Annotated in this window: 11 protein-coding genes and 2 pseudogenes; 7 read left to right on the top strand and 6 right to left on the bottom strand. The window is 67.7% G+C overall.

What is annotated here, in order from left to right:
- Positions 1-38: 38 nt before the first annotated feature.
- From ACFHWS_RS13760 to ACFHWS_RS13745, 4 genes and pseudogenes are all read right to left on the bottom strand, one after another.
- Positions 39-1,916 (bottom strand): annotated as a pseudogene (locus ACFHWS_RS13760) (RiPP maturation radical SAM C-methyltransferase); the annotation flags it as partial.
- 96 nt (positions 1,917-2,012) lie between these two features.
- On the bottom strand, positions 2,013-2,171 hold the full coding sequence (locus tag ACFHWS_RS13755) for a hypothetical protein (protein ID WP_416554596.1): 159 nt from the start codon (positions 2,169-2,171) through the stop codon (positions 2,013-2,015).
- Positions 2,172-2,176: 5 nt separating this feature from the next.
- Positions 2,177-4,038 (bottom strand): annotated as a pseudogene (locus tag ACFHWS_RS13750) (alpha/beta hydrolase family protein).
- A 78-nt stretch (positions 4,039-4,116) separates the two neighbouring features.
- A complete protein-coding gene (locus ACFHWS_RS13745; RefSeq protein WP_416554594.1) occupies positions 4,117-5,247 on the bottom strand; it encodes a LacI family DNA-binding transcriptional regulator in 1,131 nt (376 codons plus the stop codon).
- A 171-nt stretch (positions 5,248-5,418) separates the two neighbouring features.
- On the opposite strand from ACFHWS_RS13745, the gene ACFHWS_RS13740 reads away from it, so the two are divergent.
- A complete protein-coding gene (locus ACFHWS_RS13740) occupies positions 5,419-6,789 on the top strand; it encodes a PHB depolymerase family esterase (RefSeq protein WP_416554592.1) in 1,371 nt (456 codons plus the stop codon).
- A gap of 152 nt (positions 6,790-6,941) precedes the next feature.
- On the opposite strand, the gene ACFHWS_RS13735 is transcribed toward ACFHWS_RS13740, so the two are convergent.
- Positions 6,942-10,250 carry a carbohydrate-binding protein gene (locus ACFHWS_RS13735; RefSeq protein ID WP_416554590.1) on the bottom strand — a complete coding sequence of 1,103 codons (3,309 nt, stop codon included), beginning with the start codon at positions 10,248-10,250 and terminating at the stop codon, positions 6,942-6,944.
- Positions 10,251-10,590: 340 nt separating this feature from the next.
- On the opposite strand from ACFHWS_RS13735, the gene ACFHWS_RS13730 reads away from it, so the two are divergent.
- The 6 genes from ACFHWS_RS13730 to ACFHWS_RS13705 all read left to right on the top strand — a co-directional run bounded on the left by ACFHWS_RS13730 (position 10,591) and on the right by ACFHWS_RS13705 (position 17,434).
- Positions 10,591-11,628: a LacI family DNA-binding transcriptional regulator gene (locus tag ACFHWS_RS13730; RefSeq protein ID WP_416554588.1), complete on the top strand. Its 1,038-nt coding sequence runs from the start codon at positions 10,591-10,593 to the stop codon at positions 11,626-11,628.
- A gap of 224 nt (positions 11,629-11,852) precedes the next feature.
- Complete coding sequence (locus ACFHWS_RS13725; protein WP_416554586.1) at positions 11,853-12,788, top strand: carbohydrate ABC transporter permease; 936 nt, start codon at positions 11,853-11,855, stop codon at positions 12,786-12,788.
- Entirely contained in the window at positions 12,781-13,686 is a 906-nt protein-coding gene (locus ACFHWS_RS13720) for a carbohydrate ABC transporter permease (RefSeq protein ID WP_416554584.1), read from the top strand. Before ACFHWS_RS13725 ends, ACFHWS_RS13720 begins: the two co-directional genes overlap by 8 nt.
- Positions 13,687-13,745: 59 nt before the next feature.
- Positions 13,746-15,059 carry an ABC transporter substrate-binding protein gene (locus ACFHWS_RS13715; protein WP_416554582.1) on the top strand — a complete coding sequence of 438 codons (1,314 nt, stop codon included), beginning with the start codon at positions 13,746-13,748 and terminating at the stop codon, positions 15,057-15,059.
- 107 nt (positions 15,060-15,166) lie between these two features.
- A complete protein-coding gene (locus ACFHWS_RS13710; protein ID WP_416554580.1) occupies positions 15,167-16,333 on the top strand; it encodes a Gfo/Idh/MocA family protein in 1,167 nt (388 codons plus the stop codon).
- An 18-nt stretch (positions 16,334-16,351) separates the two neighbouring features.
- Positions 16,352-17,434: a Gfo/Idh/MocA family protein gene (locus ACFHWS_RS13705; protein ID WP_416554778.1), complete on the top strand. Its 1,083-nt coding sequence runs from the start codon at positions 16,352-16,354 to the stop codon at positions 17,432-17,434.
- A gap of 511 nt (positions 17,435-17,945) precedes the next feature.
- Here the strand turns inward: ACFHWS_RS13705 and ACFHWS_RS13700 are convergent.
- Positions 17,946-18,191, bottom strand: a 246-nt coding sequence (locus tag ACFHWS_RS13700; protein ID WP_416568304.1) for a hypothetical protein, incomplete at its 5' end; no start/stop codon positions are given.

Here is an 18,191-nt window from a genome sequence, read left to right as displayed (position 1 = left end):
CCGCCGCTGCCGCCGGTTGCGTTCCCGGCGGTGCCTGCGGCAGCCCTCCGGCGGTGGTCCGTCCGGGCCAGCATCTGGTTGTCGGACTCGACCGCGAGGTGCACCTGGTAGCCGTCGTCGTGGAACAGGATGCCCAGCGTCGACCAGCGGTCCAGCAGCGGTTCGACGACCGCCGCTCCGCCGGGCACCTTGGCGGCGAGGGCGGCGGCGGTACGCGGCTGATCGAGCAGCCGGAACAGGGCGATCTCCGGTGCCGTGGTCAGCTCCAGCACGGTCCAGTCGTAGGCCGCGCGTTGGCTCACCAGCACGATCCGGTCCGGCAGTTCCTGACAGGTGAGTCGGCTGACCGGGTACTGAGCCTGCCAGGCGGCCAGGGCAGCCTCGAGCTCGGCGGCCTGGGTCCGGTCGATGCCGTGCGGCACCGACGTGAAGATGTACGCCAGGTCGGCGAGTTCCGCCTCGGGCAGCCAGTAGATCTCGGCGTACTGCGGTGCCGGTCGGAGGGTGGCGAATCCCAGCTCCGGGCGGTCGAAGTAGGGGCTGAACCGTTCGATGGCGATCCGGGCGGCCCCCATCGGCGGCTCCAAGTGGTGCAGTGCCGGCAGCTGGTTGACGATGCTGGTGTAGTCCCGCGCCGTCTCGCCGGGGAACCCGTACAGGTAATTCCAGCTGACCGTCACACCAGCGCTCTGTGCGTCGCGCAGCGCCCGCACGTTCTGGCAGCCGGTCACGCCCTTGTCCATCAGCCGCAGCACGTGGCTGCTGAGATTCTCCACGCCCGGCTGGACCTGCACCGCGCCGGAGGCGTTGAGCTGCTGGAAGTGTCGTCGGCGCAGATTGGCCTTGACCTCGAAATGCAGGCGGATGTCGTACTCCGATTCGGCCAGGCGTTGCAGCACTGAGTCGAAGTAGGCCATGTCGAGGATGTTGTCGACCACGATGAAGTCGAGCAGTTGATGGTTCCGGGCGAGGTCGAGGACCTCGTCGAGGAAGCGGGCCGGGCTCTTGCTGCGGAACTGCATGAACGACCCGTTGAGCCCGCAGAACGTGCAGTGGTGTTTCTCGCCCCACCAGCAACCTCGGGAGCCTTCGACGACCAGCCGAGGCGCTACCCAGTCGGCTGCCGCCGACGTGTCCAGCCGGTCCAGGTAGCCGGTGTAGTCGGGCGCGACGATGTCGGCGGGCGGCAGCGGCCGGGACGACATCGGGTTGGTCCGCGCGACGCCGTCGGCGTCGCGCCAGCACAGCCCAGATATATCGGCGATCCCCGGTGGGCCGATCCGGCCGGACCCGTCGGCGGTGTCGGCCGGGCCGAGAACGGCGAGTAGTTGTGGGAAGGCGACCTCGCCTTCACCGCGTACCACATAGTCGACGTAGCGGAAGTTGCGGTGCAGCGCCGCTCCCTGCGGACCGTCGCAGTTGGCCCCGCCGAACACGATCCGGGCGTCGGGCCGCAACTGCTTGACCAGGCGGGCGACGGCGAGGCTGGCGGCGTTCTGCTGGAACGTGGTGGTGAAGCCGACGACCTCCGGGTCGGCAGCGGCCAGTTCGGCGGCGAGTTCGCGGACGAAGCCGGGCACCAGCCGGTGCATCGCCCGGGTCAGTGCGATCTCGGTGTCGGTCGAGCCGCCTTCGGCGAGCAGCCGGGCGTACGGGTCGAACGGGCGCTCCTCGTCGTCGAGCAGCCCGGAGAAGACCCAGTCCCCGGCACCGAGGAAGTAGGAAGACTCAGAGAAGTAGCGGTAGTCGGCGAGCGTGAAGTCGGTGACCCCGGTCACCCAGTCGACGAAGTCGATGTTGGCGTAGCGGACCTGCACGTCGTGACCGGCCCGGCCGGCTGCCGCGCGCAGGATGCCCAACGCGAGCGACGGCACGTCGATCGACCCCCACGGCATGTGCAGCAGGACGATTTTCACTTCCGGCCCCTTTCCGTCGGTGGTGGGCGTCGTTCCGGAGCGGCAGGCGCTTCGCTCTGGAACGACGCCGTCGATCGTGCGCTCAGCACGGACCTGTCACTCGCTGGCGGGCGCCTTGTCGGCCGCCGACTCGGTCACGTCCTGCCGCCTGGCCGGGACTGCCCGGTCCATGTCGAGGAGCATCTTGACGATGACCGCCCCGCGCTCCCGCTCGCTGGTGGTGATCGGGTCGTGACGTACACTGCGTCGCTTCATACCATTCACCTCCCTTCCTGGCTGGTCAGGTACGGGCGACCGTCCACTGCGGTCGTCCGGCTTCGGCCCGGTCGCAGCGCTGAGTCGGCGCGAAGGCAGCGTCCGCGTACCGGAGTAGTTCGTCGAAGGTCCGGGTCTGCCCGGCGGCGTCGCCGTGATGGCCGCCGGGCATCCAGTGCAGTCGGTGCGGCACCCGCCGGTGCCGCAGCGCGGCGACGTAGCGGCGGATCTGGTCCGGCGGGCAGCGTTCGTCGTCGGTGGCGGCGGCGATGAATAGCGGGCCGCGGACCCGGTCCAGGTAAGCCGTCGGGTCTGCGGCGTGGTACCGCTGCGGTACGTCGTCGGGCCCGCCACCGAACAGCTCGTCGTCGATGTCGCGCAGCGCCTCGGTGGCACCGTGGTAGGCCGCCGGGTAGTCGGCGATCGGGCAGACAGCGAGTCCGACCGCCCAGTCGGCCGGCGCGACGCCCATCGCGAGTAGCACCAGGTAGCCACCCCACGAGTAGCCGCACAGCCCGATCCGGCCGGCTTCGGCCACGCCGAGGTCGATCAGCTTCCGCCGTACGGCGGCCAGGTCCTCCAGCTGCGCCAGCCCGACCCGGTGGTCGAAGTCCCGTTGCCACCGTGGCCCGTACCCGGTCGATCCCCGGTAGTTGGTGCGCGTCACCGCGTAGCCGGCGCGTACCAGCAGCCCCACCCTCGGGTCGTAGGCGTCCCGGTCGTGCAGGTACGGCCCGCCGTGCACCAGGAACAGCGTCGGCCACGGTCCGGTGCCGGGCGGGGTGACCAGGAAACTGTGGATTCGTCCGTACGGCTGGTCGGTCCACAGCTCGGTGCGCCCGGCGGGGGTGGAGGGGTGGTCGGCGGGTCGGCGCCGGCGGGCCGGCTGCGCGGTGGCCGTACCGGGGTGGGCGACCAGCCGGCGGGGTGGCACCGAGTTGCTGGTCCAGATATAGTGAATCGCGCCGTCCGGGGCGACGGTCAGGTCGAGGATGGTGCCGGGTGGAGTGGCGACGGTAATCTGCTCACCGGTTTCGGGGTCGGCCAGCAGCAGCTGGCTGCGCCCGGCCCGGTCGTGCTGGACGAGGATCCGCCCGTCGTTGCCGTACCAGTGGGCAGTGATCTCCGACTCGAATGACAGGCCCTGGGACAGTTCGATGCCGCGGTCGCGCCGCCAAATGCCGATCTGGTACAGGTCCGGCGTCTCGACGACGATCAGCAGTTCCGGATCGGGTCGGTTGCCGGGGTGGAACTCCAGGGCCCAGATCCGCCGCCGGTCGCTGCCGGCGACGGTGTCGGTCCACCCGTCGGTGAGCCGCACGATGCTGACCGCGGTCGCGGCGTCGGCTCGGGCGGCGAGCGCGATGGTGTTTCCGTCGGCGGCTAGGTCGACCAGGGCGGTGTAGCCGGCACTGACCGCCATCAGGTGACCTGGTCCGCCCGGTTCTCCCACGTAGCAGCGGGTCTGCCGGCCGGTGCCGACGCAGATGGCGGCGCGGCGGCCGGTGGCGTCGAAGGCGATGCCGTGCTGCCGGCCGGGCGGTAGCCCGGTCAGTGCCAGCGGCGGTGGGCCGGCCGTGGCCCGGTCTGCCGCGCCCTGGCCGATTGCCGTCTGACCGGGGTCGACCGGCTGGCGGCGCCAGACACCGACATCGGTCCGGTCCGCGTCGAACCACCAGAAGTGCCGGCCGTTGGGCTCGATGTCGCAGGCGGACACCCCGTTCGGTGCGGCGGTGCGGATCTGACGTCGATCTGTCTCGATGTTCCAGGCCAGGACCTGGGTAAGGTCACCGTAATGATGCAATTCGACGGCCCTGGTCGGCTGGTGCGCAGCGAAGGCAGGTATGTGTGGTGTGTTCACAACCACCCCGATCGGGTCGCGTTCCACACCGAGTGTAATTGATTGGCTTCTATTGGTAAAGAAGATGTTGGATTGTCGGCGGAATCACCTGGTCACCGGCGTGGGTGCGGTGCTGCATCGGACGACGAGGGTGGTGCCGATCTCCACCCGGTGTCGTGGCAACACGCCACCGTTGGCCAGCGCGAGTACCATCCCAGCGGCGGTCGACGCCATCTCGGTCAGCGGCTGGCGCACGGTGGTCAGCAGCGGGCAGCACCAGCGGGCGTTGTCGATGTCGTCGAAGCCGACCACACTCAGGTCGTCCGGGATGCGCAGGCCGAGCTGCCGGGCGGCGCTGTAGACGCCGAGCGCCTGTAGGTCGTTGCCGCAGAACACCGCCGTCGGTCGGTCGGGCCGGTCGAGCAGGTCACGCCCGTGTGTCTCACCGTCCTCGAAGAAGAACCGGCCGCTGCGGACCAGGTCGTCATCCAGCCGTACGCCAACCGCCGCCATCGCCGCCCGGCAGCCCTCCAGCCGCGCGCGGGCGCCGAGCATGTCGAGCGGGCCGCTGATCATGGCGATCCGGCGGTGCCCAAGGTCGAGCAGATGGCGGGTCGCGGCGATGCCGCCGTTCCAGTTGGTGGCGCCGACCGACGGGGTCGGGTGGGCCGGTTCGCCGACCGGGTCCAGGGCGACCAGGGGGATGGCGCTGGCGGCCAGTTGGGCGTGCTGCTCCGGAGTGAACGCGGAGTAGACGGCGATCACCCCGACCGGTCGGCGGGCCAGCAACTGCTCGGCCCAGGACCGGCCCGGTTCGGTGCGGCCCTGCACCTCGGTGAACCCGACGGCGAGTTCGTTGGTCCGGGCGACCAGCTCCACCCCACGCAGGATCTCGATCGCCAGGTGGCTCTCGAGTTGATAGAAGACGACCTCGATCCCGGCGGTCGGGGAGGCCGAGCCGGGCCGCTGGTAGCCGTGCTCGCGAACCAGTGCCTCGATTCGGCGGCGGGTCTCCAGGGCCACTCCGGATCGTCCGTTGAGCACCTTCGAGACGGTGGGTTTCGAGACGCCGGCCAGCGCGGCGATCGTCGCGACGGAGAGATCGCTACGGCGGCGTGCGCGTCGCTGACCTTCCGGCGGCCTGCCGGTCGCCGGTGGGTGGTCCGGTTGGGTGGGGGCGTGGTCCACGACCGATTCGCCAACCTTCCGCTTGATCTGGGGCATCGCCCGGCTCATGCTACGGAGCGTCAGGCGTTTCTATGCACGTGCGTCGATGTTAGTCCGACGTCGACCTTGAATCTCGAACCATTCATATCGATACTAGTAACTGTTTCGAGCCGGAGTGAAGCGGGAGCTTGGGCAGCCCCGCGTCGGATCCCCATCCTGCGTGCGTTCCGGAGGAACCACATGAGACTCATGGCCAAGATGCTGGCCGCCGCCGCAGCAACCGTCACCGCCGCGGCGGCCGCACTGACCTTCGCGGCACCCGCTTCGGCGGCCACCCTGACCGAGGTCACCAACTTCGGCACCAACCCCAGCAACCTGCGCATGTACCTGTACGTGCCGGACCGGGTCGCGCCCCGTCCGGCGATCCTGGTCGCGATGCACTACTGCACGGGCTCCGGACCCGGGTTCCACTCCGGCACCCAGTTCGCGTCTCTGGCCGACCGGTACGGCTACATCGTCATTTATCCGTCGGTGACCCGCAGCAGCAAGTGTTTCGACGTCTACTCTCCGCAGGCGTTGACTCGCGGCGGCGGGAGTGACCCGGTCGGCATCCGGTCGATGATCAGCTACGTGGAGCAGCGCTACAACACCGACCCGGACCGGATCTTCGCCACCGGAACGTCGTCCGGCGCGATGATGACCAACGTGATGCTCGGCGTCTACCCGGACGTCTTCGCCGCCGGCGCGTCCTTCGCCGGGGTGCCGTTCACCTGCTTCGCCACCACTGGCGGTTCCGAGTGGAACAGCCAGTGCTCCGGCGGGCAGATCATCCGTACCCCCCAGCAGTGGGGCGACGCCGTCCGCAACAGTCTGCCCGGCTACTCCGGACCGTGGCCACGGATGCAGATTTGGCACGGCACCAACGACGGGACGCTGCGCTACCCGAACTTCGCCGAGCAGATCAAGCAGTGGACCAACGTGCACGGGCTGAGTCAGACGCCGACCTACACCGACAGCCCGCAGGGCAACTACACCCGCACCCGGTACGGTAGCTCCGGCGGTATGGCGCCAGTCGAGGCGATCAGCATGCAGGGCACCGGCCACAGCATCCCGGTCGATGCCGCCCAGGTGATCCGCTTCTTCGGTCTGGACGGCACGGCGCCTCCGACGACGGCGCCTCCGACGACGGCGCCTCCGACGACGGCGCCTCCGACGACGGCACCTCCGACCACGGCACCTCCGACGACGGCGCCTCCGACCACGGCACCTCCGACGACTCCGCCGCCGCCGTCGGGCACCTGCCGGATCACCTACGGGGTGAACGCGTGGAACAACGGACTCGTCGCCTCGGTGACGATCGCCAACACCGGCAGCAGCGCGATCAACGGTTGGTCCCTGGCCTTCACCCTGCCCGCCGGGCAGACCATCACCTCTGGCTGGAACGCGACGTACTCGCCGACCAGCGGCGCGGTCACCGCCCGCAACCTGTCCTACAACGCAGGCATCCCGCCGAACGGCTCGCAGAGCATCGGCTTCCAGGCCACCCACACCGGCAACAACGGTAGCCCGACGTCGTTCACCCTGAACGGCACTCCCTGCGCCGTCGCCTGACACAGGCGGACGTCGCTGGTTGCGGGGCTACCGGTCCAGGATGACCGACCGCGACCAGCGACGTCCTACAGCGCTGGCCGCGGTCGGTCAGAGCCGGTGGCCGCCGTGGTCCGTGTCGTGTCGCGCCGATCCATGCGTCCTTGTCGTCGAGATCAGCTCAGTACCTGCCGGGATCCGAGATCCAGCCACGGCCCGGCCGTCGCGCCGGGTGCCTGGTTGCGGGTCCACCAGCGGGCCGTCCACAGGTGCCCGCCGTACGCCACCGTCTCACCGCCGGTGTAGATCCATGATGGTGTCCAGGCGCGAATGGTGCCGTCGAAGCCGCCAACCACGGCTCCGCTCTCGGCCCAGGCGCCGTACGGGTTCGTCCCGGGCACTTCGTTGCTGGTCCACCACTGAGCCACCCAGACCGATCCGGCGTAGGTGACCTCGTCGCCGGCGTTGTAGACCGTCGACGCGGACCAGTCCGACGGCGGCTCGAGCAGTGTGAATGCCACCTCGGTCACGTTCCCCGCCAGATCGAACACCCGTAGCGTGTTCGTGCCCACGACAGCGCCGTACCTGCCCGGCTCGACGCCGTCGAGCGACGTCCGTACGGCGTCGGCAAGGTCGGTGGTGACGCCGTTGACAACGACCTTGTCGAGCGTGCCCTCGTCGTACAGCGCGAAGCTGACCTGTCGGTAGCTGCCGTCCTCGCTCTCGGACCACGGCTCGATGGTGACCGTGGGGGGCGTCACATCGACGGCGAGGAGCCTGTGGATCTCGATGGTGTTTACCATCACCGATCCCGACGCCTCGTTGGCCATGTCGACGTTGACGGTGAGGAAGCCGTTCGTCACCGCGACTGTCGCGGACGCCCGGACCGGTTTGGTCCAGTCCTTGGACAGCTTGGTGGGCGGTAGTGCGGTCACTGCCTCGCTGGTTCCCTCGTTGAGGGTGACGGTCGCTTCGTATCCTTTGTCGACCTGCGCTGACCAGCCGGTAGCGATGGCGAGGTCGACGCGGTACCGGCCGTTGGCCAGCTCGAACTTGTACGGTACACCGACTCGCTGCGCCAGCGGTTGCGTCTGGTCCTTGGCGTAGCGGTAGGTCTGACCGACAGGTGTGCCGTCGGTGTATCCGAGGTTTTCCGCGGGCCAGGTGTAGGTGCCGGTGAGCAGGTTCGGGTAGGCCGCCGACGGTTTGGCGGTGTCCAGCACACCCCAGTTCCTTCCGGTGACCGGGTCAGGCCCGAAGAACTGGTCGGTGACGCTGTGGTGCGTGCCGAGCCGGGAGCCGGCGTTGACGGTCGCCGGGTCGATGTCGCCGGCGTCGACAAGGTAGGCGAGCTCACCGATTTCGAGCCACTGCGCCCAGACGGTCATGTCGCCAGCGACGATCGTGTCCGCGTCGACACCTGCACCGGCGCCGGTCCGGGCGGTGTTCCAGCCCACGAACTCGTATCCGTTGCGTACCGGTGGTGCCGGCAGGGCACCGAGGGCGGCCCCGATACTCGCGAAGATCCGGGCGTGCTCACCCCGACCGTCGTTGCTGTCGAAGACGACCGTCGCGTCGGTCGTCGGCACCCCGGGCGCGGCGACCAGGAGGCTTCGTACTCCGATGTCGTACCCGGTGCTCGCGGTGTTCTTCCCGGCGCCGACGATGCGGTAGGTGATTTCGTGCGTACCCGCGCTCAGGTGGACAGTGCCGTGCTCGTGGTCAACCAGTCGTGGCTGCGCCGAGTAGAGGTCCACTGGCGTGCCGGTCGACACACCGTCGACGTACGGCTGCACGAAGGCGCCGCTGCCGGTGGCGACGAAGTCGGTGCGCAGCCGGTACACGGCTGACTCGTCGACGTCGAACCGGTATGTCACCGTGTCTCCGCTTTCCATGGCGGTCTCCGCGCCGTCGCCGTCGCGGTAGCTGCTCGGCGTACCGCCGGTGTGTGCGGTGTAGGTCGTTCCCGCGAGCCTCGCCGTCGAGGTCTGGACCGTGCCGGTGCTGCGTACCTCGACCGGCTCGGCTCCCGATCCCGGCACCGCGCTGTAGCGCGTGGGGTCGGCGGCGGGCGGCGTGACGAGGATTCGGGCGGCGGTGCGACCGGGCAGGTCGAGGGAGAACGATGCCTCGCCCGCTGCGGCGGCGACGTTGCGGCGCAGCACCGGTACCGTGCCGTAGTTCGGCGTGGCCAGCGTCTCCTGGATCAGGTCCACCTGTACGTGCACCCGGCCACTGGCGACGAGTGCCGGTGGGAGGTTGCGCAGTGTGACCGGAATGGCCTTCGCCGTCTCTTCCCAGTTTCCCAGCAGGATCCAGGACTCGTTGACGGTCGAGTCGTCGTTGTAGGTTGCCAGCGCGTCAACCGACGTTTTGTCGAAGGTCGTTCCGATCTTACGACCGGTCATGTCCCAGTAGGTCTGGTACACGTACCAGATCCCGGTCGCCATCTTGCCGTAGTCGTCGAAGGTGGCCATCTCGCCGAGGAAGCTGCGCGAGTTGGGATTGTCGCCGGGCAGACCCCACGCGGACCGCAGTCCGAACTCCAGGCTGGTGCTCTCCGACGCGCGTTCGAGCTCGCCCAGGTACGAGACCGAGAGCCCGGGGTTGTAGTTGCCCTGGCTGCGACGTCCGGCCTCCGTCGTCGAGTATCCGGTGCCCTGGTACTCGGTGATGGCGATCGGCATGACCGGGATGTCGTTCTGCCGCATCCACTCGGTGATCTGGCGGGCGTGGTCCTCGATCGCGGTGCGGGTCCGTGTCAGCTCGTGCCAGGCCAGCACGTCGGGCAGGCAGTCGTGCTGCTTGCAGTAGGTCAGGAAGGCAGTGAGGTACGAGAACTTGAACGAGGCGAGCTCAGGTCCTTGGACCAGCTGGGTCGGGTCGAAGTCCTTGACGCCGTCGTAGCCGTTCTTGAACCCTCGGAAAAATGCGTTCTGGTTGCTCCACTGCAGGTCAGGCTCGTTCCAGAGCACCCAGGAGTAGACGTCGATGTCCTTCGCCGCCGCGTCGGCGAGCTCTCCGGCGATGTACTCCTTGTAGGCGGCGCCCCCGTCGATCTGCGCCAGGGCCTTCCAGTCGGTGTTGCCGCCGTACTCGCCGCGGGCCACCTTGCCCTTGAACCCGTAGTAGGTACCGATCATGAGCTTGGCGTCCGGGTTGATCGTCTGCAACCGGTCGCGGGTGGCGTCCTCGAACCACCCGGGGAGGTAGTCGTGGTAGACGCTCGTCCGTTTGGAGTAGTCCGTCCCGCGGATCGCGTTGATGTCGATGCCGTCGGTCAGCCACTGCGCGGGGCCCCGTTCGTCGAACGGGTGCAGGTTGCCGCCGCCGATGTGCCGCATCGCGCCGGCATCGACCTGGTAGTCGACGGTGACGGGGTAGCTCGGGTCGGCGGCGGCCGGCGATCCGGTCGCCGGGATGAGCCCGAGCGCGAGCGCGACCCCGGACAGGGCAGCCAGCGCCCGTTGTCTTCCTCTGGTCATGACCTCTCCCTGCATCTCCTGATGGCCTCTCCGAGATCGTCAGCGCACCGCTGGCGGGCGAGTGCTTCCGGTGATCGAGGCGGTACTGTGGGCAGCGAAAGCAAGGTCAGCCTCGGTTTCGCCGCCCGCCGGCAAGCAGTTGGGCCAGCCGGCGGCGACCCGCCGTCAGCGCACCGCTGCGGCTCTGCCGGAGTCGCGGTGCGGCTATCTTCGTGGGGCTACGGAACGTAGGTCTGTTAACAATGCCGACTCGACTGTGACTTGTGGCGGCAACCATAGTGATCGATCACCTTGGTGTCAACGCTGGCCGAGGTGCCGGCGAGGAAGGGAATACCTATCAATGGCGACAGAGCCCTCGGCGACGCCGGAGCGAAGCAGGAAGCCGGCGACCATCTTCGAGGTGGCCAAGGAGGCGGGGGTGTCGCACCAGACCGTCTCACGCTTCCTGCGTGGCAACGGTGGGCTGCGCCCGGCGACGGTCGAGAAGATCACCCGTGCGGTCGAGCTGCTCAACTACCGTCCGAACCGGGCGGCCAGGGCGATGCGGACCAGGCGAACCGACCGTATCGCGATCGTCATGCCGGACATCACCCCGTTGGTTCCCAACCGGCTGCTACAGGGTGCTGCGGGCGCTGCCCACGATGCCGGCTTCCACATCGACATCGTCAGCCTCGAGGGCTCTGCGGCGGACCGCGCGGCCCGGACCCGGGCACTGCTCCAGCCCGAGACGGTGGACGGGATTCTGTCGTTCGCGCCGTTGCAGGACAGCTTGGACGGTTCGGACGTCACGGAGTTCCCGGTGCCCATCGTGATCGTCGGGGAGTACGACGACAACATGCGGGGGCGCAGCCATTTGGCTGACGCGGCGCCCGTGACCGCCATCATCGGGTACCTCGCGGCCAACGGTCATCGTCGGTTCGTCCACGTCGCCGGATCGCCGTCGTGGGCCTCCGCCCGCAACCGGCGGGCGGCGTACGAGGCGACCGTCGAGCGGCTGGGCCTCGAATCGTGTGCCGTCGTCGACGGCGACTGGACCGTACGATCCGGTTACGAGACGGCCCGCACCGTGGTCGCGGGCTGCGGTGCGACAGCCGTGTTCGCAGCCAACGACCAGGTCGCGCTCGGCGTCATCCTCGGCCTGCAGAGCGTCGGCATCGATGTGCCGGGCCAGGTCAGCGTGTTCGGCTGGGACGACGAGGAAATCGGACGGTACTTCAGACCGAGCCTGTCGACGGTGGCGGTGGACCGGGAGCGGCATGGCCGGTTGGCGATGCAGCGGCTGCTGGCCCTGATGCGGGGTGAGCCCCTGAACGAGGCCTTCCCAGCCGACCTGCAGCGGCTGGTGCTCCGCGACTCGACCGGCCCGGCATCGGTTTGAGTCGACCCCTTGCATTCAAGGGTGATCGATCACTATGGTGCATCACACATCCGATTCGGCGAGGTTACGAGCAGCAGCACCCAGCGTCGCGTGCCTGCTGGCGCACCCAGGTCGTCGATCGACATGCGACAACTGCGGACCGCTGTCGACGAGGTGTCCGCGAGCGGGAGGAAGGGGTCGAACATGTGTAGAGCCTCCTGGCCGCGGTCAGCGTGGGTGGCGCGGTGAGCGTCGCCGAGCTGCAAGCGATCAGCCGTCGTGATCCCGGAGCCCGGCCGCCGCAGGCCGCGCGTGACACGCGGGTGGCCGCAGCGTTTCTTGCGCCCTGGCTCATCGGCCTGTTCGTCCTGACGCTGGGCCCGATGCTCGCGTCGTTGTATCTGGCCTTCACCAACTACAACCTGCTCCAGGATCCGAGCTTCATCGGGCTCGACAACTTTCAGCGGATGCTCACCGACGAGCGACTGCACCGTTCCCTGGGCGTCACGTTTCTCTACGTGGCCGTCAGCGTGCCGGCCCAACTGGCACTGGCGCTGCTGCTCGCACTGGTGCTGGATCGGGGGATGCGCGGACTGGCGTTCTACCGGTCCGCGTTCTACCTACCCTCGTTGCTGGGGTCCAGTGTGGCCATCGCTGTTCTTTGGCGGCTCATCTTCGGCGGTGATGGCCTGGTCAACGATCTGTTGGGCTTCCTCGGGGTCGAGAGCACAACGAGTTGGGTGGCGGACCCGGCGACCGCCCTGTGGACGCTCGTCGTCCTGCACGCATGGACCTTCGGATCGCCGATGGTCATCTTCCTGGCCGGACTGCGACAGATCCCCTGGGAGTACTACGAGGCGGCGCAAGTCGACGGCGCAGGTACGGTAAGCCGGTTTCGCCACATCACGGTGCCGCTACTAACACCCATCATCTTCTTCAACTTTGTGCTGGCGGTCATCAATGCGTTTCAGACATTCACGCAGGCATTCGTGGTGTCGGGAGGCACCGGAGGCCCGTCCGACTCGACGCTGTTCTACACGTTGTATCTCTACCAGGAGGGATTCGGTTCGTACCGAATGGGCTACGCCTCCGCGATGGCATGGCTTCTGGTCGTGATCATTGGAGCTCTCACGGCAGTCAACTTCTGGGCGGCAAGGCATTGGGTTCACTACGATGACTGACTCGATGACGCGGGAGCCGGCGCGGCTTCGGCCGCCGGTCACGAAGGCCGGGCCTGCGCGGCGGGCCGGCGCAGCAGGCGTTGTTCGAGGCGTACGACACGTCCTGTTGCTGGCCGTGGTGGCGGTTGCGCTCTACCCGGTGTTGTGGATGGTCGTCAGTTCTCTGCGGCCCGACGGCCACATCTTCGGAAATCCGTCGTTGGTGCTCGACACATTCGACTTCTCGAATTACCCCCGTGGCTGGAACGCGCTCGCGCAACCCTTCGGCTGGTATCTACTCAACTCGGGAATCATCGTTGCCGGTGCAATCATCGGAAACCTCATCAGCTGTTCGATGGCGGCCTACGCCTTCGCGCGCCTTCGGTTCCGGTTCCAGCGGCCCGCTTTTGCAATCATGCTTGTCACGATCATGCTGCCCATCCATGTCGTGATCGTCCCGCAGTACGTCCTCTTCGCCCAGTTGGACATGGTCAACAGCTTCTGGCCGCTGATCCTGCCAAAATTCCTTGCCGTCGACGCCTTCTTCACCTTCCTGATGGTCCAGTTCATCCGCGGACTGCCGCGGGAGCTCGACGACGCTGCTCGCATCGACGGAGCGGGTCATGCGACCATCTTCCTCAAGGTGCTGTTGCCATTGATGCGGCCGGCGTTGGCCACCACCGCCATCTTCACCTTCATCTGGACCTGGAACGACTTCTTCAGCCAGCTCGTCTACCTGACGGACCCCAGCCTGTACACGGTGCCGGTTGCGCTGCGGTCGTTCGTCGACGCACAGTCGGAATCATCCTTCGGTGCGCTGTTCGCGATGAGCGTGGTGTCGATCGTGCCGCTCGTCGTCGCTTTCGCGGTCGGTCAGCGGTATCTGATCCGCGGCATCGCAACCACTGGTGGCAAATAGACCAGCCTGTCCCTGTCCAGCTGCGTCGACAACTTCCATTCATCGGAACGGAGAGTAGAATGCGTATGTCATCTTTCCCGAGTCGGCTGGCGATTGCCGGCGCGCTCGTCGCGGTACTCGGAGTAGGCGCCTGTGGCACTGCGGACTCGTCCGGCGGGACTCAGGAGCTCAGCGACGGCGACGTCACATTGCGACTGACCTGGTGGGGCGCTGACGCGCGGCACGAGCGGACCCAGCAGGCAATCGAGGCGTTCCAGGAGCAGTATCCGAACATCGAGGTGATCGGGGAGTTCAGCGACTGGACCGGGTACTGGGACAAACTCGCGACGGCGACTGCCGGCGGTAACGCTCCGGACGTCATCCAGATGGACCAGCTGTACCTCGCCTCGTACGCCGACCGCGGCGTGCTGGCCGATCTGGCCCAGCAACCGCAGTTGGACACGACGACCCTGCCGCCGGCCGTGCTGGACACCGGGCGGTCCCGAGGCACGCTCTACGGCATGCCGATCTCCACGTCGGCGTGGGGCATCCTGGTCAATCAGGACAAGCTTGCCGAGCTGGGCGTCGCCCTACCCGACACCGAGAACTGGACCTGGGACGAGTTCACCGACTTCGGCCGGTCGGTGACCGACGCGTCCGGCGGCGAGGTGCACGGATTCACCCCACACTGGAACGAGTTCTCCTTGCAGATCCACGCCCGTCAGCACGGCGAAGCCCTGTTCAGCGACGGCAAGGTCAGCATCAGCGTGCCGACGCTGGCCAGGTACTTCCAGCAGGTGCACGACTGGGCGACGGCCGGGGCCTCCGTGCCGGCCTCGCAGTTCGCCGAGGGTGTCAGCGCCGCGCTGGATCAGACGGACTTCGCCACCGGCAAGGTTGCGATGATCTTCGCCAACGTGACGCAGCTGGCGGCGTACACCAAGGCCACGGGGGGAGCCGACCTGATCGCCGTCAAACTGCCGACGGACGACGGGAACTCGACTCCGTTCAGCTACCTCAAACCGGGCATGTACTGGTCGGTGTCGGCTGAAAGCGAGCACCCCGCCGAAGCCGAGCTGCTGATCGACTTCCTGGTGAACACCACAGAGGCCGGCGAGATCATCGGTTCCGAGCGGGGCATTCCCGCCAACACCACGGTGCTGGAATCCATCAGAGACTCGCTCACCCCTGGCGAGCTGCAGGCCGTGGAGTACGCGGAGTCGATCCAGGACCTGCTCGGCGACGCACCGGAGATCGTGCCGAACGGTGCCAGCGAGATCGAACGGACCATCGTCCGCTACCTGCAGGACGTCATGTTCGACCGAAGGACCGCCGAGGAGGCCGCCGAGGCATTCGTGGCCGAGCTCCAGTCTTCGATCGACGCCGCTCAGTGACTACTGTCGGGCTGCGGCTTCCGGATCGGGCGGACGACGGGCCTGGCCGAGAAGCAACGGCACACCAGATCAGTGCTCCACGTCACGCCAACGAGATGGAGGACGGCATGCTCAATGTGGGAATCATCGGTGCGGGAAGCATCGCGGGCACACACATCGCCGGCTACCAGAAGTTCGCAGACGACTGCCGGATCACCGCCGTCTGCGACGTGACCATTGAGAAGGCGCAGGAACGCAGGACCACCTTCGGTCTCACCGATGCCCGCGTCTACGACGATATCGGGGTTCTACTCGCTGCCGAGGACATGGACCTGGTGAGCATCACGACACCGCCGTCGACGCACGCCGACCTCGCCATCGCCGCCCTGCGTTCGGGAGTCAACGTCCTGGTGGAGAAGCCGATGGCACCGTCCCTGCAGGAGTGTGACGCGATGGTCGCCGCCGCTGCGGAGTCGGGCAAGCTGCTGTCGGTCGTCGCGCAGAATCGGTTCCGTGACGACATGGCAACCTTGAAGGAAGTGCTGGACTCTGGTCTGATCGGAGCTGTGTCGCACGTCCAGGTCAACTCGTCCTGGTGGCGGGGACGGCCCTACTACGACCTGTGGTGGCGGGGGACCTGGTCCTCCGAGGGCGGCGGCTGCACCCTCAACCATGCCATCCACCACATCGATCTCACCATGTGGATGCTCGGCCGCCCGTCGGCGGTGACCGCGATGCTGGTCAACGCGCAGCACGACAACGCAGAGGTCGAGGACCTGTCCGTCGCGATCCTGCAGTACGACCGGGCACTGGCTCAGCTCACCAGCTCGGTGGTGCACCACGGCGAGGACCAGGAGATCGTCATCCAGGGCGCGCACGCCCGGGTTTCCCAGCCGTGGCGGGCGGTAGCCGAGAGCAGCGCGGCGAACGGGTTTCCCGCGCCGGGCGGCAACCAGGACCTGGTCGCCGACCTCGACGCACTTGTGCACGCGCACCAACCGCTCACGCATACCGGGCACACCGGCCAGATTGGCGACGTGCTGCGTGCGGTCCGGGAAGGGACGGCACCCGCCGTGAGCGGCACAGACGGGCGAAACGCGGTCGAGTTGGTCACCGCGATCTACGAGTCGGGCATCGAGCGCCGCCCGGTGAGTCTCCCATTGTCCCCGGACGATCCCTACTATCACCACGGTGCCCTGGTGCAGCGCGCGCCCCGGTTCTTCGAGAAGACCGCTACGGTGCGCGACCTGCCCGGTCCCATCACCGTCGGTGGCACGCCCCGACAGGACAGCTGAGGAGACGAACAGGTGTCGATGGCCAATGGAGCGACGTACGCGCCGGATCCCGTACCGGCCCCGGTGGTGACACCCGGGGAGTTCGTCTTTGCCGCGGTTGGTCTCAACCACGGGCACATCTACGGCATGAGCGCGGGCCTGCTCGGTGCCGGCGCCACGCTCAAGTGGGTGTACGACCCCGACCCGGCCAAGGTCGCCGCGTTCCGTCAGCGGTTCCCGCAGGCGCGGGTGGCACGCGACGAGTCGGAGGTCCTCGACGACGACACGGTCCACCTGGTGGCCGGCGCTGCCGTCACCTCGGAGCGGTGCGCTCTCGGCCTGCGGGTCATCGATGCAGGCAAGGACTACTTCACCGACAAGGCCCCGCTCACCACCTTGGAGCAGCTGACCGAGGCACGAAAGGCCACCGCGCGCACCGGGCGTAAGTACGCGGTCTACTACTCGGAGCGGATCCACGTCGAGGCGGCGGTGCTGGCCGGGCAGCTCATCGAGCGCGGCGCCATCGGCCGGGTGGTACAGGTCATGGGCCTTGGTCCACACCGGCTCTCCGCCGCCGGCCGCCCGGACTGGTTCTTCCGCAAGGAGAAGTACGGCGGCATTCTCTGCGACATCGGCAGCCACAACGTGGAGCAGATGCTGCACTTTACTGGGGCGACCGATGCCGAGATCAGCCACTCCACCGTCGGGAACTTCAACCACCCGCAGTACCCGGAGCTCGACGACTTCGGCGAGTTGGGGCTGGTGCTGAACACCAGCGCGACTGGGTACTGCCGGGTGGACTGGTTCACTCCCGACGGGTTGCGCACCTGGGGTGACGGGCGGACCTTCATCCTCGGCACCGACGGCTACCTGGAGCTGCGTAAGTACCTCAACGTGGCGACCGACGCCGGTCCCGGCCATGTCTTCCTCGTTGACGGCAAAGGTGAGCACCATCTGGTCGCAGCTGGTCAGGTCGGCTATCCGTACTTCGGTCAGCTGATCCTCGACTGCCAGCACCGGACCGAGAACGCCATGACTCAGGAGCACGCGTTCAAGGCGGCGGAGCTCAGCATCCGTGCCCAACTGCAGGCCAGGGTGATCCGCCACGTCGCGGACCGCTGACCGACCGACCACAGCAGCGGCGCCTCCTTGAGTGAGGTCCGCGGCTCGCGCTCGAGCCCCCCGATCTTCGTGAAAAGACCTCATAATGGAGATTTTCGACGAATAGCCGCATAGTGGCGATAACCGACTTATGCTCAACGCAGTGCGGGATGCCCCCCCAACACCCCGTGTAGAAATTTCTACTAATCTTCGGGACGCTGCGGGAGCAACGGTGACCAGTGAACGACGCCTGCGTCGACGACTCAAACAAGCACAAACCCCTGCCAAGGTGGGCTATCTTCTCCTGCTTGCCGCGACGACAAGTAGCTTGACACCAGCGGTGCAGCCGGCCAGCGCGGCCGAGGTTCGGCCGTTGGGGGATGCGCGTCCCAGCACAGAGTCTTCGCTCGTCACACCTGGGCCGAACGGGTATCGCACTGTCTGGTATCCCGCTGCGCCGTTGCGCGACGACCCGGGTATCGGCGACCGTGAACGTTGGCAGCCGGGCCTCGGGCCGCAGGGTTGGCAGCGCTCAGAGGACGAATGGCGTCGGCACAAGCCGAGCCGTGGTCCCCAAGGACCGCAGGGTGCGCAGGGTGCTGATGGTGCGCAGGGTGCGCAGGGTGCGCAGGGTGCGCAGGGTGCGCAGGGTGCGCAGGGTGCGCAGGGCGTGCAGGGCTTCCAGGGCTTCCAGGGTTTCCAGGGTGCGCAGGGTGCCCAGGGTGCGCAGGGTGCTGATGGTGCCCAGGGTGCGCAGGGTGCGCAGGGTGCTGATGGT

Source organism: Micromonospora sp. LOL_013, assembly GCF_048060315.1.
Taxonomy (GTDB): Bacteria; Actinomycetota; Actinomycetes; order Mycobacteriales; family Micromonosporaceae; genus Micromonospora_E.
This window is presented reverse-complemented; position numbering and strand designations above follow the sequence as displayed.